At 74.2% G+C, this 18,942-nt stretch carries 16 protein-coding genes; 7 read left to right on the forward strand and 9 right to left on the reverse strand.

The window, feature by feature from the left end:
* Positions 1–32: 32 nt before the first annotated feature.
* On the reverse strand, positions 33–2,207 hold the full coding sequence (gene helR, locus ABTY59_RS16640) for an RNA polymerase recycling motor ATPase HelR (protein ID WP_352019673.1): 2,175 nt from the start codon (positions 2,205–2,207) through the stop codon (positions 33–35).
* A gap of 244 nt (positions 2,208–2,451) precedes the next feature.
* On the opposite strand from helR, the gene ABTY59_RS16645 reads away from it, so the two are divergent.
* The 3 genes from ABTY59_RS16645 to ABTY59_RS16655 all read left to right on the forward strand — a co-directional run bounded on the left by ABTY59_RS16645 (position 2,452) and on the right by ABTY59_RS16655 (position 3,961).
* Positions 2,452–2,919 carry a hypothetical protein gene (locus ABTY59_RS16645; protein ID WP_352019674.1) on the forward strand — a complete coding sequence of 156 codons (468 nt, stop codon included), beginning with the start codon at positions 2,452–2,454 and terminating at the stop codon, positions 2,917–2,919.
* A gap of 68 nt (positions 2,920–2,987) precedes the next feature.
* Positions 2,988–3,632: an RNA polymerase sigma factor gene (locus ABTY59_RS16650; RefSeq protein ID WP_352019675.1), complete on the forward strand. Its 645-nt coding sequence runs from the start codon at positions 2,988–2,990 to the stop codon at positions 3,630–3,632.
* The gene (locus tag ABTY59_RS16655) at positions 3,629–3,961 is read left to right on the forward strand and encodes a hypothetical protein (protein WP_352019676.1); all 333 of its coding nucleotides are present in this window, start codon (positions 3,629–3,631) and stop codon (positions 3,959–3,961) included. Before ABTY59_RS16650 ends, ABTY59_RS16655 begins: the two co-directional genes overlap by 4 nt.
* Positions 3,962–4,020: 59 nt before the next feature.
* Here ABTY59_RS16655 and ABTY59_RS16660 read toward each other — a convergent pair whose 3' ends face one another.
* The 4 genes from ABTY59_RS16660 to ABTY59_RS16675 form a co-directional block, all read right to left on the reverse strand.
* A complete protein-coding gene (locus tag ABTY59_RS16660; RefSeq protein WP_352019677.1) occupies positions 4,021–4,338 on the reverse strand; it encodes an LppU/SCO3897 family protein in 318 nt (105 codons plus the stop codon).
* A gap of 157 nt (positions 4,339–4,495) precedes the next feature.
* Positions 4,496–6,067: a serine/threonine-protein kinase gene (locus ABTY59_RS16665; RefSeq protein ID WP_352019678.1), complete on the reverse strand. Its 1,572-nt coding sequence runs from the start codon at positions 6,065–6,067 to the stop codon at positions 4,496–4,498.
* Positions 6,064–6,654, reverse strand: coding sequence for a hypothetical protein (locus ABTY59_RS16670; RefSeq protein ID WP_352019679.1), 591 nt, complete (start codon positions 6,652–6,654; stop codon positions 6,064–6,066). The genes ABTY59_RS16665 and ABTY59_RS16670 overlap by 4 nt, the downstream gene beginning before the upstream one ends.
* A gap of 102 nt (positions 6,655–6,756) precedes the next feature.
* Positions 6,757–8,811 carry an N-6 DNA methylase gene (locus ABTY59_RS16675; protein ID WP_352019906.1) on the reverse strand — a complete coding sequence of 685 codons (2,055 nt, stop codon included), beginning with the start codon at positions 8,809–8,811 and terminating at the stop codon, positions 6,757–6,759.
* Between the two features lie 258 nt (positions 8,812–9,069).
* On the opposite strand from ABTY59_RS16675, the gene ABTY59_RS16680 reads away from it, so the two are divergent.
* Positions 9,070–9,870 (forward strand): DUF4190 domain-containing protein, encoded by an 801-nt coding sequence (locus ABTY59_RS16680; protein ID WP_352019680.1) that lies wholly within the window; start codon positions 9,070–9,072, stop codon positions 9,868–9,870.
* A gap of 77 nt (positions 9,871–9,947) precedes the next feature.
* On the forward strand, positions 9,948–10,691 hold the full coding sequence (locus ABTY59_RS16685; RefSeq protein WP_352019681.1) for a hypothetical protein: 744 nt from the start codon (positions 9,948–9,950) through the stop codon (positions 10,689–10,691).
* Positions 10,692–10,837: 146 nt separating this feature from the next.
* On the opposite strand, the gene ABTY59_RS16690 is transcribed toward ABTY59_RS16685, so the two are convergent.
* From ABTY59_RS16690 to ABTY59_RS16700, 3 genes are all read right to left on the reverse strand, one after another.
* On the reverse strand, positions 10,838–11,584 hold the full coding sequence (locus ABTY59_RS16690; protein ID WP_352019682.1) for an N-acetyltransferase: 747 nt from the start codon (positions 11,582–11,584) through the stop codon (positions 10,838–10,840).
* A gap of 59 nt (positions 11,585–11,643) precedes the next feature.
* Positions 11,644–12,327, reverse strand: coding sequence for an HNH endonuclease family protein (locus tag ABTY59_RS16695; RefSeq protein ID WP_352019683.1), 684 nt, complete (start codon positions 12,325–12,327; stop codon positions 11,644–11,646).
* A gap of 92 nt (positions 12,328–12,419) precedes the next feature.
* Positions 12,420–13,298, reverse strand: coding sequence for an SCO6745 family protein (locus ABTY59_RS16700; protein WP_352019684.1), 879 nt, complete (start codon positions 13,296–13,298; stop codon positions 12,420–12,422).
* Between the two features lie 80 nt (positions 13,299–13,378).
* On the opposite strand from ABTY59_RS16700, the gene ABTY59_RS16705 reads away from it, so the two are divergent.
* Together ABTY59_RS16705 and ABTY59_RS16710 are read left to right on the forward strand one after the other, a co-directional pair.
* Positions 13,379–13,960 (forward strand): TetR/AcrR family transcriptional regulator, encoded by a 582-nt coding sequence (locus ABTY59_RS16705; RefSeq protein WP_352019685.1) that lies wholly within the window; start codon positions 13,379–13,381, stop codon positions 13,958–13,960.
* 28 nt (positions 13,961–13,988) lie between these two features.
* Positions 13,989–15,272 carry an SGNH/GDSL hydrolase family protein gene (locus ABTY59_RS16710; RefSeq protein ID WP_352019686.1) on the forward strand — a complete coding sequence of 428 codons (1,284 nt, stop codon included), beginning with the start codon at positions 13,989–13,991 and terminating at the stop codon, positions 15,270–15,272.
* A gap of 45 nt (positions 15,273–15,317) precedes the next feature.
* On the opposite strand, the gene mfd is transcribed toward ABTY59_RS16710, so the two are convergent.
* Complete coding sequence (mfd, locus tag ABTY59_RS16715; RefSeq protein WP_352019687.1) at positions 15,318–18,851, reverse strand: transcription-repair coupling factor; 3,534 nt, start codon at positions 18,849–18,851, stop codon at positions 15,318–15,320.
* Positions 18,852–18,942: the final 91 nt, after the last annotated feature.

Consider the following 18,942-nt stretch of genomic DNA (forward strand, 5'->3'; position numbering starts at 1 on the left):
CGCGCCGCTCCTCTCCTTTTCCGCGACGCCCCTCAGGACGTGAGGACCACCAGCCGCTGCGTCGCGCGGGTCATCGCCACGTACCGGTCGACCGCACCCTCGACGCCCTCGCCGAACGAGTCCGGGTCGACCAGGATCACCAGGTCGAACTCCAGGCCCTTCGACAGGGACGGGGTCAGCGAGCGGACCCGGGGGCGCTCGCGGAAGGCGGGCGCGCCGATGACGCACGCGACGCCCTCGGCGTTCTCGTCGAGCCAGCCGCCGAGGATCTCCTCCAGGTCCCCCACCGGGGCGTGGGCGACCGCGATGCCGTTGCCCCGGATGGACGTCGGCACGTTCGCGTCGGGCAGCGCGGCACGGATCACCGGCTCCGCCTCCGCCATCACCTCTTCCGGCGTGCGGTAGTTGATGCTCAGCGACGTCTGCTCGATCCGGTCGAAGCCGACCCGCTCCAGGCGCTCGCGCCACGACTCGGTGAAGCCCTGCCGGGCCTGGGCGCGGTCGCCGACGATCGTGAAGCTCTTCGACGGGCAGCGCAGCAGCAGCATCTGCCACTCCGCGTCGGTCAGCTCCTGCGCCTCGTCGACCACGATGTGCGCGAACGGGCCGTCCAGCGGCTCCCGTTCGGCGGTCGGCAGGGCGCTCTCGTCGACCAGGCTCTCCTGGAGGTCCTTGCCGTGCAGCATCGTCACCGCGCCCTCGCCGTCGGGGTCCGCCGCGATGATGCTGTCGATGACCCCGGCCATGCGCTCGCGCTCGGCGGCGACGGTGGCCTTGCGCCGCAGCTTGAGCCGGGCCGTCGCCGGGTCGCCGAGCCGCTGCCGGGCCGCGTCCAGGAGCGGCAGGTCCGAGACCGTCCACGCCTGGCCGTCCGTCCGCCGCAGCGCCCGCACCTCGTCGGGGGTCAGCCAGGGCGCGCACATCCGCAGGTACGCGGGGACCGTCCACAGGTCCGCGACGAGGTCGGCGGCCTCCAGCATCGGCCACGCGGAGTGCAGCGCCCCGGTCAGCTCCCGGTCCTGGCGCAGCGACTTCCGGAACTGCGCCTCGGGGATCTCCTCGCCCTCGTACTTGTCGAACAGGATCGAGACCAGGTGCTCCCAGACCTGGTCGCGCCCCTCGTTGTGCGGGGTGCCCGGCTCCACCGCGGCGAAGGCCTCCGCCCAGTCGCCGGCGGTCAGCTCGATGTCCGACCAGTGGGTCGAGACGGTCATGCCCTCCGTGGGCGGCTCCTCGTAGAACGCCACGGCCTTCTCGATCGCCCGCACCAGGTCCGCCGAGGACTTCAGGCGCGCCACCTCGGGGTCGGTCTCCGCCGGGGCCTGCGCGCCCTCGGCGACCAGGTCCCGCACGGTGCAGGTCCGCACGCCCTCCTCGCCCAGGCTGGGCAGGACGTCGGCGACATAGTTCAGGTACGGCTGGTGGGGGCCGACGAACAGCACGCCGCCCCGGCGGTGCCCGAGCCTCGGGTCCGCGTAGAGCAGGTGCGCGGTGCGGTGCAGCGCGACGACCGTCTTGCCCGTGCCCGGGCCGCCGTCGACGACGAGCGCGCCCTTCGAACCCGCGCGGATGACGGCGTCCTGGTCGGACTGGATCGTCGCGAGCACGTCCCGCATCCGGGGCGAGCGGTTGCCGCCGAGGCTCGCGATGAACGCGGACTGGTCGTCGAGCGCGGCGTGCCCTTCGAGGCCCTCGGCGGTGAAGACCTCGTCCCAGTAGTCGGTGATCCGGCCGCCGGACCAGCGGTAGCGGCGGCGGCTCGCCAGCCCCATGGGGGTGGCGTGCGTCGCCGCGAAGAACGGCTCGGCCGCCGGGGAACGCCAGTCGACGAGCAGGCGGCGGCCGGTGCTCTCGTCGGTGAGGCCGAGGCGCCCGACGTACACGGGCTCGGGGTCGTCCGTACCGACCACGCGCCCCAGGCACAGGTCGAGGCCGAAGCGGCGCAGCGTCCGCAGGCGGCCGCTCAGCCGGTGGATCTCCGCGTCCCGGTCCATCGCCTCGCGGCCGACGCCGCCGGGCGCCTTCCGCTCGGCGTCCAGCCGGCCGGACAGTTCGGCGATCGTCTCGTCGAGGCACCGGGCGATGTCCGCGAAGTGCTGTTCGTCGGCGGCGATGAGCGCCGGGTCGGCCTTGGGGGAGAGGTTGCCGGAGAGGTCGAACACGCCGGCAATAAGGGACGTCACGTCGTAAAGCTCCAGTTTTCGCATCGTCTGGGGTTCGAGGAGCGATTCTGCGTCACGGAGGGGGCCTTGCCGCAAGCCCCCCTGTGCGCTATACGTTGAGAGTGCGAGAGGTGCGTGTGTCCCTCTCGCTTCTTCGTTTCTCCGCGTCGGGGGAAATTTTCTCGGGTCCGGGTCGCAACCTCGGGCGGTGCCGCACGTCTGGTGGGTTGAAGGCGCCCTTCAGCTGATGTTCCAGACCGTGTTTCCGACACCTCCTCGGGAGAATCCCATGTCCAGCCACGTCAGGCGGAGCCCCCGCCCCCGCCCCCGGCTCCTGGGCGTCGTCGCCGGTGCCGCGCTGCTCCTCGGCGGCGGCTTCGCCGCGCAGGCCGCCGCCACCCCGGCCCCGAAGCCGGCCCCGGCCGCCCCGGACGCCGTTCCCGCGGCGCCGAAGCCCGTCGCGGCACCGAAGCCCGTCGCCGCGCCCGTGGCCGACGCGCCCCGTCCGGCCCCGGCGCCCGCCGCGCCGCGGGTCGTGAGCGTGCCGCAGCCCGCGCCGAGGCCGGTCGCCGCGCCGCAGGAGGGCGCGGCACCCCGGCCCGCCCCCGCGCCCGCCGCACCGCGGGTCGTGAGCGTGCCGCAGCCCGTCCCGGCGCCCGCGCCCGCCTCGCCGCAGGTCGCCGCGCCCGTCCCGGCGCCCGCGCCCGCCGCGCCGCGGGTCGCCGCGCCCGCGCCGGCCCCCGTGCCCGGCAAGTAGCAGTACGCGGGCGGGGGGCCGGCCCCCCCCGCCCGCGCCCCCTCCCCGACCCCGACGGATCGAGGCCCATGCCGTACGCCCTCCCCCTGCCCCTGGCGCCACCCTGGTGGTCGCGGCTCCTCGCGCGTGTGTCCCGGGCCGCCCGGGACCGGCACGCGCCGGTACGGGAGCGCCGTCTGCGCGTCGCCGGGGGCCCGTACGGCGGCGACGGCCCCACGCCCACCCTCACCGAGCTGTACCTGGCCCGGCGGCTCGACATGGTGCGGCTCGCGGTCTTCCTGGTCGACGACCTGCCGACCGCCGAGGACGTCGTGCAGGACGCGTTCGCCGCCGTGTGCCGCGCCTACGGGACCTCCCTGGACGGGCTCCAGGACCCGGGGGCGTACCTGCACACGGCCGTGGTCAACGCGGCCCGCTCCGTGCTGCGCAGGCGCCGCACCGCGCGCGCGTACATCCCTCCGCACCCGGGAGCCGGGGCGCCCGTCGACGAGGGGCTGCTGCTCGCCGAGGAGCACCGGGACGTGCTGGACGCGCTGGCGGAGCTGACCCGCCGGCAGCGCGAGGTCCTGGTGCTGCGCTACTGGTCGGAGCTGTCGGAGGAGCAGATCGCGGGGACGCTCGGGCTCTCGCGCGGCACGGTGAAGTCCACCGCGAGCCGCGCGCTGGACGCCCTGGAGAGAAAGCTGGAGAAGAGAGCGGAGGCCGACCGATGACCTCTCCCGTGGAGGAACGGCTGCGCGCCGCCCTGGCCGCACGCGCCGCCCTCGTCACCCACCGCGACCTGCGCCGCGGCGCGCCTCCGCGGGGCCGCCGCCGGGGGACGCGCCAGGTCCGGGCGATCGCGCTGGCCGTGCTCGGGACGGCCGCCGCCGTGGCCGCCGTGTGCGTCCTGGCGCTGCTCCCCGACGGGTCGAAGGGGCCGGACCCGGTGCTGCCCGCCCGTACCCCCTCCCACGTCGGCACTCCCCCGCCGCCCACTCCGGCTCCGGCACCGCCGGGCGCCCCGTCGGTCTCGTGGCCGCGGCCGGTGGAGTCCCCGTGACGACGGGAAGGGCCGGAACCCGTCGGGTTCCGGCCCTTCTCGCACTGCCACGCGCGCGCTTACTTCGCGGCGACCTCTTCCAGGCAGAGGACGAACTTGTCCGAGTCAAGCTGCTGGGCCAGCGCCGACAGCTGCTCGCCGCACTTGTTCACGTCGAAGGTGTCGTCGATGACCTTGACGACCTTGAACAGGTCGGCCTTGCCGGAGGAGCAGTCGACGGTGTCGACCTTCGGGTCGTTGTCCGGGCCGCTGACGGTGACGCACTCGCCGGCCTTGGCGTGCACCGGCGCGTCGCCCGTGAGGTACGGGAGACCGAGCTTCACGGCGACGGCGACGACGATCGCGACGACGACGCCGCCGACCTTCTTGAGGGTCATGTGAGATTCCTTGGGGACGCGAACATGATCAGACGCGAACGTTACATGCGCCAAAACGGTCAAACAGGATCATGAAGATCCACTAGGTGATCAGTTGCCGAGTCGTGATCCTGGCACCCCGTCAGGGTCACGATCGGGTACGCCCCCAGAGCCCGCATCAGGGCCGCGGCCCCAACTGCCGCTGGTGGTCGAGCGCACGCCGCAGCTCCACCGGAAGCGCGTGGTACGGCCCGTACGCGCGCTCCGCGTCGAACAGCAGCCGCTGCAGCTCGTCCCGCCCGGCCGCGTGCTCCCCCGCCGCCAGGAGCAGCAGCCCGATCCGCTGCCGGATGTCGAAGGCCCGCGCCAGGTCCCGCTCGTAGTACGGCAGGACCGCCCGGAGCTCCCCGAGCGCGGCGGCCGTCTCCCCCAGCTGCTCCAGGCACAGCGCCGCGTCGTAGCGGAACTGCAGGAACTGCGGGTCCGCCGGGCCCGCCTCCGCCCCCCGGTCCTCCGCCAGCCGGCGCAGCTCCGGCAGCGCCCGCCGGTACTGGCCGTCGTCCATCAGCGTCGACGCGTACTGCTTGCGCAGGATGCGGACGACCGGCGACCGCTCGCCGTGCTCGGCCGCGGCGGCGGGCAGGATCGAGCCCAGCAGGTCCACGGCCTGGGTGAGCGAACCCTCCCCGAGCAGCCGCTTCACCTCGTCGACGGCAGCGGCCACGTCGGGACGCGCGGCCGGTGCCCCCGGCGCGTACACCCGGGGGTCGGTGCGGGGATCGGCCCCGCGGGCGGGGGGAACCGGCGGGACCGGCGGCACGTGCGCGACCTTCGCCGTCGCCCGGTCGGGCCAGGGCGCGTGCGGGCGCAGGAACGGGCGCGTCGGATCCATCGGACCCGCCGGGACCCCGCGCGCGGGGAGCAGCGGCAGGAGCTGCTCGTACGCCTCGTGCGCGCCGGACGGCCGCGCCTGCGGGTCCTTGGCGAGCAGCCGCAGCACCAGCGCCTCAAGGGCCTCGGGGATCTCGGGCCGCAGCTGCCGGAGCGGCGCGGGCGGCTCGTACAGGTGCCGGTGCAGCACGCCGAGCGCGGTGGAGCCGGCGAACGGCACGTTCCCGCTGAGGAGTTCGTGGAGCAGGACGCCCAGCGCGTACAGGTCGGTGGACGGGCCGACGGCGCCGCCCATGGCCTGCTCCGGCGCCATGTACGCCGGGCTGCCGATGGGCGAACCGGTCTGGGTGAGCCGGGTGGTGTCCGTGTCCAGGACGGAGGCGACGCCCAGGTCGAGGACGGTCAGCGCCCCGTCCGGGCGGATCATCACGTTCCGCGGTTTGAGGTCGCGGTGCACGATCGGCACCGCGTGCACGGCGGCGAGCACCGCGCAGAGCTGCGCGGCGACGCAGACCGCCCACTCCCAGGGGTACGGGTCGTGCTCGGCGAGGTGGTCGGCGAGGTCCGCGCCCTCCACGTACTGCATGACGAGGTAGAGGTCGTCGCCGTCGCTGCCCGCGTCGTGCACGGTCACCAGGCCGGGGTGGTCGACCTGCGCGGTCACCCGGCACTCGCGCACGAAGCGGCGGCGCAGCTCCTCGGCCGCGGTGGCCGGGCCGGTCATGGTCGCGGGCCGGAGCAGCTTCACCGCGACCCGGCGGTCGAGGCGTCCGTCGTACGCCGTCCAGACCTGGCCCATGCCGCCCTGGCCGATGACGGTGGCGAGCTCGTAACGCCCGCCGATGACCCGCCCGTTCACCTGCCGCCCGTGCCTTCCCCGCCGTCCCCGGTGTCCTTCCTGAGCAGGTCACTCAGCTCGTCCAGCTCCGCGCGGACCTGGTCGATCCGGGGTCCGGGCGTGTGGGGGTGCGGCTGCGGGACGGCGGGCGGCGGCACGACCGGGCGGGCGTACGGGTTCGGCTGCGGGTTCGCGACGGCGCTCGGGACGGTGACGGCGGCGGGGTCGTACCCCTGCGGCCGGTACGCGGCCGGCGCGCCCCCGTCGAGCCGGCGGATCTCCGCCACCAGGTAGTACGTGATCGAGCCCGCCACCAGGAGCACCATGACACCGACGCCGATGAACGACTCGGCGGTGGTGGGCTCCTCGTCGCCGGTGACGCCCGCGTACGTGAAGAGGCCCGCCGCCAGCAGGAACGTCGCGGCGAACAGCACCCAGTCCAGCGCCCTGCGGGTCACGATCGCGAGCCTCAGGAGCGGCGCCCAGGCCAGGAAGCCGCAGCTCAGCAGCGCGAGCGCGGAGAAGAGGACGAGCAGCGCGATCCGGCCACCGGATGCGGGGCTCTTCGGCGGCTGGGGAACCTGCGGGGCCTGCGGAGGGCCGTACATCCTGCTGCTCCTGCTCGGACGGATGGGTGCGGGGACGAGCGTATACACCCCCGGGGACAACGGTTCCGGGATACCCGGAACCGTTGTCGAACCGAGCACCGGCTAGGGAGCCACCGTGCCGTCCGCCAGACCGTCGTACAGGCCCTGGACCAGCTGGTCGCCGAGCCGGGAGGCCAGGCGCAGCGACTCCTCGAACTCGGCGAGGGCCCGGAACCGCTCGCCGAACCGGCGCTGTTCGGCCAGGGGCAGGCGCGGCAGCTGGAGCCGCCGCACGTCGAGCCGGGTGGCCGTGGAGGCATAGCTGCTGGCCTGCCGGGTGTTGGCGGTCGCCCGCAGGAAACCGGCCAGGAACCAGGGGTCGAGGGCCGCCGGATCGGGGCGCAGCAGCTGGAGGTTGCGGCCGAGCGCGGCGCCCTCGGCGGAGGCGTCGACGACCCGGACGGCCGCGCCGCCGCCGAGGACCGGGACGACGACGTCCCCGGCGGCGAGGAGGACCGGCTCCTCCGGCGGGCCGTCGGGCAGCGAGCCGGAGGGCGGCTGGGCGGCGAGGACGTCGTGGTCGGTGAGGACGGCGACCGGGGCGGCGGCGGGGGCGGTGCCCGCGCCGCCCGCGCGCAGGGTCAGGGCGCCGGCGCGGGCGAGTTCGCCGACGGTGGTCGTGGGGCGGCCGGGACCGGTGCCGGAGGCCGGGTCCGTCACGGGCGGCGGGGTCAGTTCGCGGGTCCTGGCCAGCGTCTCGGTCAGCCGCTCGCGCACACCGGCCAGCTGGACGGCGCCCTCGGCGGCGGCGGGCGGCGGGAGGTGCCGGGCGGGGGCGAGGTCGACGTCGTCGTCGAGGAGCTCGATGACCGGCACGGAACGGTTCGCGCCGGGCGTCCCGGGGAGGGTGCCGTCGCGGTCGAAGGGCGTCCAGGCGTCCAGGACCGCGGAGTGGACGGCCGGCCAGTCGAGCCGGTCGCGGCCCTCCCGGCCGGGGCCCGTGTGCTCGGAGGCGGCGTCGACGAGGAGGAGTTCGGCGGCGGGGCGCTCGCCCTGGACGGGCCGGCGCAGCACCCAGAGGTGCAGCGGGATGCCGTACGGAGGCGCGGCGCCAGCCGGGAGGGCGACGACCGCGCGCAGGGCGCCGCGCCGCAGCAGGTCGGCGCGGATCCGGCGGCCGGAGCGGCGGGAGGCCGCGGCGGGCGGCATGAGGAGGACGGCGGTGCCGCCGGGGCGGAGGCGGGCCAGGGCGTGCTGGACCCAGGCGAGTTCGGACTCGGTGCGGGCCGGGAAGCCGTACTCCCAGCGGGGGTCGTACGCCAGCTCGTCGTGGCCCCAGTTCCGCTCGTTGAACGGCGGGTGGCAGAGGACCGCGTCGGCGGCGAGCGTGGGGAACGCGTCGGCGCGCAGGCTGTCGCCGGAGCGGACGCGGATGTCGGCGTCGGTGGCGAGCGCCAGGCGCAGCGCGGTGAGCGCGGCGAGGTCGGGGTCGGCGTCCTGGCCGCAGACGGCGCCGGGCCGCTGGACCGCGCTCAGCAGGCCGCCGGTGCCCGAGGCGGGGTCGAGGACGGTGAGGGGGGCGCCGCCGCGTCCCGTGCGCGGGCTCGCGGCGAGCGCCGCCATGAGGGCGGCGGGGCCGGGCGGGGTGAGCGTGTACTGCCGCGGGTTGGCGTCGAGGTGGCGGCCGAGGAGGAACTCGAAGGCCGGGCGGACCCCGGTCTCGGCCGCGAACTCGGCGGCCGCGCGCAGCAGCGGGACGGAGGCGGCGAGCGCGGTGGTGGCGGGCGTGCGGACGGCCCGCTCGGGGCCGAGGCGCTCGGTGAGCGTCTCCTCCAGGGCGACGGGGAGCACCTCCGCGAGCCGCTCGTCGGGGAGTTCGGCCAGCGCGGGCCAGGCCGCGGACCGGTCCCGTACGAGGAGGAGGGCGCAGCCCGCGTGGACGAGGGCGGTGACGGCGCCGGCGGGGTGGCCCGCGATCTGCTGCCAGACGCGCTCCTTGAGCGGGACCTCGGCGAGCTTGCCCTGGGCGCGGAGCCATCGCTCGACGTCCGCGAGGGCGAAGGACGGGCTGGTCTCGGTGCCGCCGACGGGCTTGGGGAAGTCGGCGTGGCGGCGGCGCCAGTTGCTGACGGCGGCCCGGCCGACCCCGGCGAGCCGCGCGATCCCGGCGGCGGTCACCTCGGCCGCGGCGCCGCCCGGGCCGTCGGCCGTGCCACCCGGCCGCTCCGCGCCCGACTCTGCTGCGTTCTCCGGCACGTGACCCACTCCCCTGGCTCGCCCTCTGGCTGTGACACCCATCCTAGCGACGAACGTCCGCCGCACCACTTCACAGTGTGAGTCGATCCATTTTCTGTGAACCGTGTTGACTCGGTTCACAGGCTCTGCTGTGATTGACCCATCGCACCAGACATCGTCTCTGTCCGGGAGGACACACCCATGTCGTACGACACCCAGGTCCCGCCTGCCGCCGCCCCGCAGGTCATGCGCAACGGCCTCGGCACCGCGGCCCTGATCCTCGGCATCATCGGCACGCTGTCCGGGCTCATCCCGCTGTTCTTCTGGCTGGCCGGCATCCTCGGCCTGATCGCCCTGATCCTGGGCCTGGTCGGCAAGGGCCGCGTGAAGCGCCACGAGGCGAACAACAAGGGCGTGGCGGTCACCGGCGCGATCCTGGGCCTCGCGGCCCTGATCCTCTCGGTCGTCGGCGCGGTCATCACCTTCACCGCCGTCAAGGACGCGGTCGACGAGATCGACAAGACGATCAAGGAGACGGCCCCGAAGGACCCGACGGGCGCGAGTGCGGGCGCGAGCGGCGGCGCGGGCGACGCGGGGGCGGGTGCCGCCAAGGACCTCGCGGACGGCGACACCTCGGTCTACGACGACGACCTCAAGGTCACGGTCTCGGACCCGAAGCCGTACTCCCCGAGCGAGTTCGCGGCCGGCCACACCAAGGGCAACAAGGCCTACCAGGTGACCGTCGTCATCGAGAACGGCGGCAAGGAGAAGTTCGACGCCACGCTCGTCACCCTCACCGGGCGCGCCGGAAAGAACGGGGTCACGGCCGAGCAGATCTTCGACGAGAAGGTCGGCACGGGCTTCGAGGGCAGCATCCTCGCCGGCAAGAAGGCCACCGTCACCGTCGCCTTCGACGCCCCCAAGGACGCCAAGAACCTGACCGTCGAGGTCAACCCCGGCTTCGACTACAACCCCTCCCAGTGGGAGCTGAAGGTCGGCTGACCCCGACCGCCGCCCCACCCACCGGACCGAGGCCCTTCGGGGCCTCGAACCCGTACCCCCCTCCCGGAGACACCACCATGCCCGCCGCCCCCCGCCGCACCGCCCTCGCCGCCGCCCTGAGCGCCGCCTTCGCCCTCGCCGCCACCGCCTGCGGCCCGTCCACGGACGCCGCGAAGCCGGCCGGGCCCTTCGGGGACCTGACCGGGTCGCAGATCGTCGACAAGGCCTTCGCGGCGACGAGGGACGCGAAGTCCCTGACCGTCGACGTCGACCTGAGGTCCCCCGGGGAGCCGACCAAGGGCTATCTCTCCCTCGACGCCCGGGGCAGGTGCGCCGGCACCTTGACCGTGGAGACGACCCACACGGCCGAACTGGTCAAGCCGGACGACAAGAACGTCTACCTCCGCTTCGACGAGGCCTTCCTGCGCAAGCAGGTCGAGGACGAGAGCCCCGAGGTCCAGGAGGCGACCCTCAAGGAGCTCAACGGCCGCTGGATGAAGTCGTCCGTCTCCGACCCCGACGCGAAGGACATGCTGGCGCTCTGCGACCTGAAGACGCTGCTCGGCGGGTTCGAGCCCGGTGCGAGCGGCATCGTGAAGGGCGCGGAGACCACCGTCGACGGCCGCGGGGCGCTGGCTCTGTCGGAGCCCGGCGACGGCGGCGAGAGCAGCACCGTCTACGTGGCGACGGAAGGCACTCCGTACGTCCTGAGGATCGTCACGAAGGGCGGCGAGGAGCCGGGGACGATCACCTTCTCGAAGTACGGCCTGCCGGTCGCGGCGAAGGCCCCGGCGGCGAAGGACGTCGTCGAGACCGGCTGACCGCCGGGCGCGCACCGAGCGCGCGTGAGGGGGCCGTCACCGGGGAACGGCCCCCTCACGCGCGCGTGCGTCCGTCGGATCCGGTGGCGGACCCCACGTCGGATCCGCGGCGGACCCCCATGCCGAACCCGCGGCGGACCCCCACGTCAGATCCGGTGCCGGACCCACACGTTCGGCTCGACGTACACCGCGTAGCCGCGCGTGGCCTCGCAGTGCACCGGGACCAGCGCGCCCGGGACCTCGACCGGGCCGTCCGTGTCGAAGGGCAGGCCGGTCCACTTCCGCCACTGCTCGACGGAGCCGGAGACCGTCATCGAGGCCGGGGCCACCGCCTCGATCACCCCTCCCGCGCGCACGTGGACGCGGAGCCACGGGTCGTGCGGCAGGCCGTCGGCCTCACGCGTACGGAAGGCGTACGCGTGCATGGAGCTCTCGGCCTCCAGGTGCTTGCCGTTGGGGCGGACCGGCGCGACCAGCTCCGCGAAACCGCGCTTGCCGACGTTCTCCCGCATGGCGGCGAGCATCGTGTGCGAGATGCCCTTGCCGAGGTGGGCGACGTCGACGGTGATCTCGATCGCGCTGACGGTGTCGGCCTCCCTGCCGTGCCGCAGGTCGGAGAAGGCCCAGTTCAGGACCTCGTCCCAGCCGCGCGCGGGCAGCTCGCGGCGGCCCTCCGCGTCCAGTCGGAAGGGCACGCTGAAGCCCCGGGCCACGACCGCGCCGCCGGGCTCGGTGGCGACCAGCACGAACTCCGGGAACTCCCGCACGATCCGGCCCATGTTGGCCCAGCCGACCGGGTCGTACATCATGAACTCGGGCCAGAGGTCCTTCATGGACCACATCGCCCCTTCGAGCTCGGGTCGTTCGGCGAGGGTCGATATGTTCAGGTCCATACGGCCAGGCTAAAGATCGTCCACCGGGCGACCAAACGTTTTTCGGGCCGGGCGCCCCCCTACGGCAGCTTCTGCTGCGGACAGCCTCCGAGGACGCGCTTCATCGCGTCCCGCTCGCCCGCCGTCACCCACACCCCGTACTTCTTCTTCACCGCGATCTGCCGTGCCACGTACGTGCAGCGGTAGGACCGGTTGGGCGGCAGCCAGGTCGCGGCGTCGCCGTCGGACTTGCGGCGGTTGGTCGCGGAGTCCACGGCGAGCAGGTTGAGCGGATCGTTGGCGAAGCGGCGCCGGGTCCCGGCGTCCCACTTCTGCGCCCCCTTCTGCCAGGCGTCGGAGAGGGCGACGACATGGTCGATGTCGACCTTCGAGCGGCCCCGCTCGTAGCGCACGGTGGTGCCGGTGTACGGGTCGTCGGCGAGGGTGCCGGAGGCGACCTTGCAGTGGCCGTCGGTGAAGCGGACGCCGGTCAGGTCGCGCTTGAGTATGTCGTCGCGGGTGCCGCAGCCGTTGCCGTCGACATCCACCCAGGCGCGGCCGAACTTCTCCCGCTCGTAACCGGTCTTCGGGGCGCGGCCCTTGACGGTGAGGGTGTCCACGGCGGCCAGCGCCGTCCCGCGCGCGGCGGGCCTGCCGCCCGCCCCGCCCGCGCTTGCGGCGTCGGTCCCGGGGGTGCAGGCGGTGGCGATGAGCGCGGTGACGGCGAGCGTCGAGGCGGCGAGGGTCCTTCGATACGTCAGCACCCTGGAATCCTAGGCCGGGCGGTTCCTCCGCCTTCGTGCCGATGGTCCCGAAACGGACGGGTCGAAGGGCCGATGGGCTTCCTGGCGGGGCGTCACACCTTGCCGATGCCCAGGGTGTTCTCGGCGGGCAGCAGGCCGGAGCCGATCGCGGCGAGCCAGGGACCGCCGAGGAGGTCGGCGAGCCGGGCGGTGGCCTCGGGGCCGAGGGCGGCCCAGGGGGCGGCGGCGAGTTCGTCGGTGCGGCGCTCGACCTCGTCCCGCAGGGCCCGGCCCGCACCGGTGACCGCGCCCTGCGCGTCCAGGAGGCCCCGGGCTGCCAGGCGGGCGCGGGCGGCGGCCCATTCCGCCGGGGTCCAGCCGCGGCTCTCGAAGACGGGCTCGGGCGCGGCGCCGATCGCCGCGAAGGAGACGAGCGACTCGGCGGGGTCGAGCCCGGCCGCGAGGAGGGCGGCGAGGTGGCCGTCGCCGCGGTGCTCGCGCAGGATCGTCGCGGCCTGCCAGAGGACCAGGTGCGGGGCCTCGGGCCAGGGCAGTTCGGCGTTGGCGGCGGCGAGCGGCCGGCCCTCGGTCCCGGCCGCCCCGGCGGCGCGGCGGGCGAGGGCCGCGGCCTCGGCGAGCTCGGGGCCGCCGACCGTGTCCTCGCCGAGGACGGAGCGGTAGGCGCGGTCGACGGCGCGGAGCCGGGCGGCGAGGACGTCGGCGGGGCCGGCGGTGGCCCAGGCTGCGGGGACGTACCGGGCGACCATCGCGGGGCTGAAGCTGTAGAAGGCGGCGGCGACCCGGACCGGGCCGGCGGCGCCGAGGGGGGCGGCGCGCCAGGCGAAGTAGGAGGGCCAGCGCTCGGTGGTGTCGTGGCCGAGGGCGGCGGCCTCGTCGAAGGCCTCGGGGGCGTAGTAGAGCAGGGCGTGCAGGGGTTCGAGCAGGTGCCACATCTGACGTACGCGCGCGGTGTCCACGGCGCCCTCCCTCATCCATCCACATCTTGACACTGACAAGATTGCACGCCGGGACGCTAACTTGTCAATGCCTAGATGAGGGCTAGGCTGCTGTCATGACGACGAGCCGGAGCACCTACCACCACGGCGAGCTGCGGCAGGCCGTCCTCGCCGCCGCCCTCGACGTGATCGCCGCCGACGGCCCCGGGGCACTCAGCCTGCGCGACCTCGCCCGCCGCGCCGGCGTCTCGCACGCCGCCCCCGCCCACCACTTCAAGGACCGCACCGGCCTGCTCACCGCCATCGCCGCCCAGGGGTACGACCTCCTCGCCGCCGGCCTCGCGGGCGCACCCGGACTCCGCGAACGCGGCGTGCGCTACGTCCGCTTCGCGATGGAGCACCCCGCCCACTTCCAGGTCATGTTCCAGCCCGACCTGCTGCGCGCCGACGACCCGGACCTCCTCGCCGCGAAGGAGCGCGCCTCCGCCGAGCTGCGCACGGGCGTCGCCGGCCTGACGGACGTCCCCGACGCCCGTACCGCCGGCATCGCCGCCTGGTCGCTCGCCCACGGCTTCGCGACCCTGCTCCTCACCCGGAACGTGGGGGGCGCGATCGGCGACGACGACCCCGAGGAGTACTTCCGTTCGCTCACCGGCCTGCTGTTCTCACCCCAACTCGACCCGCACGGCGGGGAATAGCCCGCGTCAGCCCGTAATTGACCAAGACATGCGAACCACGAACACGCTCCGCCGCTCCGCGCTGGCCCTGCTGACCACCGCCACGCTGACCCTGGCCCCCGCCGCCCTCGCCGACAGCGGCCGGCACGGCGCCGACGGCACCGCCTGGCGTGGCGCCTGGGCCGCCTCCCCGCAGTCGGCGTCCGCGCCGTTCGGCCCCAACTGGTCGACGAAGGGCTTCGCCGACCAGACGGTCCGCCAGGTCGTCCGCGTCACCGCCACCGGCACCCGGACCCGCATCGAACTCACCAACCGCTACGGAACCGGCCCCCTGCGGATCACCGGCGCGACGGTCGCCCGCACCGCCGCCGGCGAGGGGACGGCCCGGAACGCGGTCGAACCCGGCTCCGTCCGCACCCTCCGCTTCGGCGGCAGGACGTCCGTGACCATCCCGGCCGGCGAGACCCTCCGCAGCGACGCCGTGACCCTCCCCGTCAAGGCCTTCGAGCAGCTGACCGTCACCCTCTACCTCGCGGACGCCACCGGCCCGGCGACCTTCCACTCCTTCTCCTCGGCCACCAGCTACCGCGCCGAGGGCGACCACCGCGCCGACCTCTCCGGGACCGCGTTCCGCGAGACCGGCAGCTCCTGGTACTTCCTCTCCGGCGTCGAGGTCAGCGGCGGCCGTGACACCGCCCGCCGCGACGGCGTCGTCACCTTCGGCGACTCCATCACCGACGGCGTCGGCTCCACGGCCAACGCCGACAACCGCTACCCCGACGAGCTCGCCGAGCGCCTCGCCGCCGCCGGCCGCCCCCGCGCCGTCCTCAACCACGGCATCGGCGGCAACCAGGTCGTCAACGACACCACCTGGGCGGGCGAGAAGGCCCTCCACCGCTTCCGCAAGGACGTGCTCACCGAGCCCGGCGTGCGGACCGTCGTCATCCTCGAAGGCATCAACGACATCGGCGGCAGCGGACCGACCTTCCCCGGCGGCCCCACCCCCGAGGTCTCCGTCGAGAAGCTCATCGAAGGCCACCGCACCCTGATCCGCGAGGCCCACGCCAAGGGCCTCAAGGTCATCGGCGCCACCCTCACCCCCGTCAAGGGCTCCGGCTACTTCACGGCGGTCAACGAGGCCAAGCGCGAGGCCGTCAACCACTGGATCCGCACCTCCGGCGCCTACGACGCCGTCGTCGACTTCGACCGCGCCGTCGCCGACCCGTCCGACCCGGACCGCATCCTCCCCGCGTACGACTCCGGCGACGCCCTCCACCCCAACGACGCCGGCTACACGGCGATGGCGGGGGCCCTGGACCTCGACGAGCTGTAGTCCGCCACCGTGCGGCGCCCCGCGGGAGGGCGCCGCACCGCGGCCTCAGCCCCCGAGGATCGTCGTCAGGAACTCGCCCGTCCACGCGAGGAGTTCGCGGCCCACCACCGGCTTGCCGCCGATCTTCCCGGACGTCGGGCGCGGCACCAGGATCTGGTGGACCGCCGGCTTGATCACCGAGCGCGGGTGGAGGCGCTTCAGCCGCAGCTCCTGCGACTCGCGCAACTCCACCGGCGCGAAGCGGATGTTGGAGCCCTGGAGGACGATCTCACCGACCCCGCACGCGCGCGCCAGCATCCGCAGGCCCGCCACCAGGAGCAGGTTCTCCACCGGCTCCGGCAGCTTGCCGTACCGGTCGGTGAGCTCCTCCCGTACGGCCCTGATGTCCTCCTCCGAGTTCGCCGAGGCGATCGAGCGGTACGCCTGGAGGCGGAGCCGCTCACCCGGCGCGTAGTCGTGCGGCATGTGGGCGTCGACCGGCAGCTCGATCTTGACCTCCAGCGGCGGCTCCTCCTCGACACCGCCCTCCAGCGAGGCCCGGTAGTCCGCGACGGCCTCGCCGACCATCCGCACGTACAGGTCGAAGCCGACGCCCGCGATGTGACCCGACTGCTCGCCGCCCAGCAGATTGCCCGCGCCGCGGATCTCCAGGTCCTTCATGGCGACGTACATGCCGGCGCCCATCTCGGTGTGCTGGGCGATCGTCGCGAGCCGCTCGTGCGCGGTCTCCGTGAGCGGCTTCTCCGGCGGGTACAGGAAGTACGCGTAGCCGCGCTCGCGGCCACGCCCGACGCGGCCGCGCAGCTGGTGCAGCTGCGACAGGCCGAAGTTGTCGCCGCGCTCCACGATCAGCGTGTTGGCGTTGGAGATGTCGATGCCGGACTCGACGATCGTCGTCGACACCAGCACGTCGAACTTCTTCTCCCAGAAGTCCACCACGACCTGCTCCAGGGCCTGCTCCGACATCTGGCCGTGCGCCGTCGCGATCCGCGCCTCCGGGACGATCTCGCGGAGCCGGGCGGCGGCGCGGTCGATCGAGTCGACCCGGTTGTGGATGTAGAAGACCTGCCCCTCGCGCAGGAGTTCGCGACGGATCGCCGCGCCGATCTGCTTCTCCTCGTACGGGCCGACGAAGGTGAGGACCGGGTGCCGCTCCTCGGGCGGGGTGGTGATCGTCGACATCTCCCTGATGCCCGTCACCGCCATCTCCAGGGTCCGCGGGATCGGCGTGGCCGACATCGTCAGCACGTCGACGTTCGCCCGGAGCTTCTTCAGCTGCTCCTTGTGCTCGACGCCGAAGCGCTGCTCCTCGTCGACGATGACCAGGCCGAGGTCCTTGAACTTCGTCTCGGAGGAGAACAGGCGGTGGGTGCCGATGACGACGTCGACCGCGCCCTCCCGCAGCCCCTCCATCGTCGCCTTCGACTCGCTCTCCGACTGGAACCGGGACAGCGCCCGCACCTTCACCGGGAACTGCGAGTACCGCTCGCTGAACGTGCCGAAGTGCTGCTGCACGAGCAGCGTCGTCGGCACCAGGACCGCGACCTGCTTGCCGTCCTGGACGGCCTTGAACGCCGCCCGCACCGCGATCTCCGTCTTGCCGTAACCGACGTCGCCGCAGATCAGGCGGTCCATCGGGACCGTCTTCTCCATGTCCTCCTTGACCTCGGCGATCGTCGACAGCTGGTCGGGCGTCTCCGCGTACGGGAAGGCGTCCTCCAGCTCGCGCTGCCACGGCGTGTCCGGGCCGAAGGCGTGGCCGGGGGCCGCCATGCGGGCGCTGTACAGCTTGATCAGGTCGGCCGCGATCTCCTTGACGGCCTTCTTCGCCCGCTGCTTCGTCTTCGTCCAGTCCGCGCCGCCGAGCCGGTGCAGGGTCGGCGCCTCGCCGCCCACGTACTTGGTGACCTGCTCCAGCTGGTCCGTCGGGATGTACAGCCGGTCGCCGGGCTGGCCCCGCTTCGCCGGCGCGTACTCCACGAGGAGGTACTCGCGGGTCGCGCCCTGCACGGTCCGCTGCACCATCTCCACGTACCGGCCGACGCCGTGCTGCTCGTGCACGATGTAGTCGCCGACCTCCAGGGTCAGCGGGTCGATCGTCTTGCGCCGCTTGGCGGGCATCCGCTGCCCGTCCTTGCCGGCCGCCTTCTGCCCCGACAGGTCGGTCTCCGTCAGCACCGCCAGCTTGAGCGCCGCGTCGACGAAGCCGAAGTCGATGGAGCCCGTCGACACGTGCACGACCGACGGCGAGATCTCCGCCAGGTCCGCGTCGAGACGCGCCGCGATGCCCTCGCCGCCGAGGACCTCGACCGTGCGGGACGCCGGGCCGTGCGCCTCCGTCACGTACACCGTCCGCCAGCCCTCGGCCAGCCAGCCCTTGGTGTCGGCGAGCGCCCGCGCGGTGTCGCCGCGGTACGACTCGGGGGCGTGCATCCCCAGCGTCAGCGTGTCCCCGCCGGCGTCGACCGCGTCCGCCGCGAACGGCGACACCGACCACCAGGCCATGTCCAGCTCGCGGGCCCGGTCCCGGACGTCCGCGATCCCCCACAGGGAGGCCGCGCCGACGTCGATCGGGGCCTCGCCGCCTCCGGCGGTGGCGGCCCAGGAGGCCTGGAGGAACTCCTGGCTGGTGGCGACGAGGTCGGCGGCCCGGGTCCGCACCCGCTCGGGGTCGCAGACCACCGCCATGGAGCCCTTCGGCAACACGTCGAGCAGCAGCTCCATGTCGTCGACGAGGACGGGCGCGAGGGACTCCATGCCCTCCACCGCGATCCCCTCGGCGATCTTGTTCAGCAGCTCGCCGAGCTCCGGGTGCTCCTCGGCGAGGGCGGCGGCCCGCTGCCGCACCTCGTCCGTCAGCAGCAGCTCACGGCAGGGCGGCGCCCACAGACCGTGCTCGGCGACTTCGAGGGACCGCTGGTCGGCGACCTTGAAGTAGCGGATCTCCTCGACGTCGTCGCCCCAGAACTCGATCCGGAGCGGGTGCTCCTCGGTCGGCGGGAACACGTCCAGGATGCCGCCGCGCACGGCGAACTCGCCGCGCTTCTCGACGAGTTCGACCCGGGAGTACGCGGCGGCCGCGAGCCCCTCGACGATCTCGTTCAGGTCGGCCGTCTGGCCCGACCGCAGCGCCACCGGCTCCAGGTCCCCCAGCCCCTTGACCTGCGGCTGGAGTACGGAGCGGATGGGTGCGACGACGACCGAGACGGGCCCGGCGGCCGGATCGTCGTCGCGGGGGTGCGCGAGGCGCCGCAGGACGGCCAGCCGGCGGCCGACGGTGTCGGAGCGGGGCGAGAGCCGCTCGTGCGGGAGGGTCTCCCAGGACGGGTACTCGACGACCCGGTCCGGGTCGAGGAGCGAGCGCAGCGCGGCGGCGAGGTCCTCGGCCTCCCGGCCGGTCGCGGTCACCGCCAGCACCGGACGACCCGAGTCCCGGGCGAGCGCGGCCACCGCGAAGGGCCGCGCGGCCGCCGGGCCGACCAGGTCCACGTGCGGGCGGTTGCCGTCGGCGGCGGCCTTCACCGCCTCGGCGAGGGCGGCGTCCTTGACGACGACATCGAGCAGACCGTGCAGGCTCATGGAACTTCCATCCCGGGTTCGGACGACGGGTCGGGCAACGCGAACAGCCCGACACGTCTCACGGGCCGGGTGGTCCCGGGCACGTATGGCC

This window comes from Streptomyces sp. NPDC096079 (assembly GCF_040303145.1).
In the GTDB taxonomy this organism is placed as follows: domain Bacteria; phylum Actinomycetota; class Actinomycetes; order Streptomycetales; family Streptomycetaceae; genus Streptomyces.

Excerpts from the sequence above, each read along its gene's own strand:
- ABTY59_RS16645 (WP_352019674.1), top strand. The coding sequence starts at position 2,452 with ATGTCCAGCCACGTCAGGCGGAGCCCCCGCCCCCGCCCCCGGCTCCTG.
- ABTY59_RS16680 (WP_352019680.1), top strand. The coding sequence starts at position 9,070 with ATGTCGTACGACACCCAGGTCCCGCCTGCCGCCGCCCCGCAGGTCATG.
- ABTY59_RS16670 (WP_352019679.1), bottom strand. The coding sequence starts at position 6,654 with ATGTACGGCCCTCCGCAGGCCCCGCAGGTTCCCCAGCCGCCGAAGAGC.
- ABTY59_RS16655 (WP_352019676.1), top strand. The coding sequence starts at position 3,629 with ATGACCTCTCCCGTGGAGGAACGGCTGCGCGCCGCCCTGGCCGCACGC.
- ABTY59_RS16690 (WP_352019682.1), bottom strand. The coding sequence starts at position 11,584 with ATGGACCTGAACATATCGACCCTCGCCGAACGACCCGAGCTCGAAGGG.
- ABTY59_RS16705 (WP_352019685.1), top strand. The coding sequence starts at position 13,379 with ATGACGACGAGCCGGAGCACCTACCACCACGGCGAGCTGCGGCAGGCC.
- ABTY59_RS16685 (WP_352019681.1), top strand. The coding sequence starts at position 9,948 with ATGCCCGCCGCCCCCCGCCGCACCGCCCTCGCCGCCGCCCTGAGCGCC.
- ABTY59_RS16710 (WP_352019686.1), top strand. The coding sequence starts at position 13,989 with ATGCGAACCACGAACACGCTCCGCCGCTCCGCGCTGGCCCTGCTGACC.
- mfd (WP_352019687.1), bottom strand. The coding sequence starts at position 18,851 with ATGAGCCTGCACGGTCTGCTCGATGTCGTCGTCAAGGACGCCGCCCTC.
- ABTY59_RS16650 (WP_352019675.1), top strand. The coding sequence starts at position 2,988 with ATGCCGTACGCCCTCCCCCTGCCCCTGGCGCCACCCTGGTGGTCGCGG.
- ABTY59_RS16700 (WP_352019684.1), bottom strand. The coding sequence starts at position 13,298 with ATGAGGGAGGGCGCCGTGGACACCGCGCGCGTACGTCAGATGTGGCAC.
- ABTY59_RS16660 (WP_352019677.1), bottom strand. The coding sequence starts at position 4,338 with ATGACCCTCAAGAAGGTCGGCGGCGTCGTCGTCGCGATCGTCGTCGCC.
- helR (WP_352019673.1), bottom strand. The coding sequence starts at position 2,207 with ATGCGAAAACTGGAGCTTTACGACGTGACGTCCCTTATTGCCGGCGTG.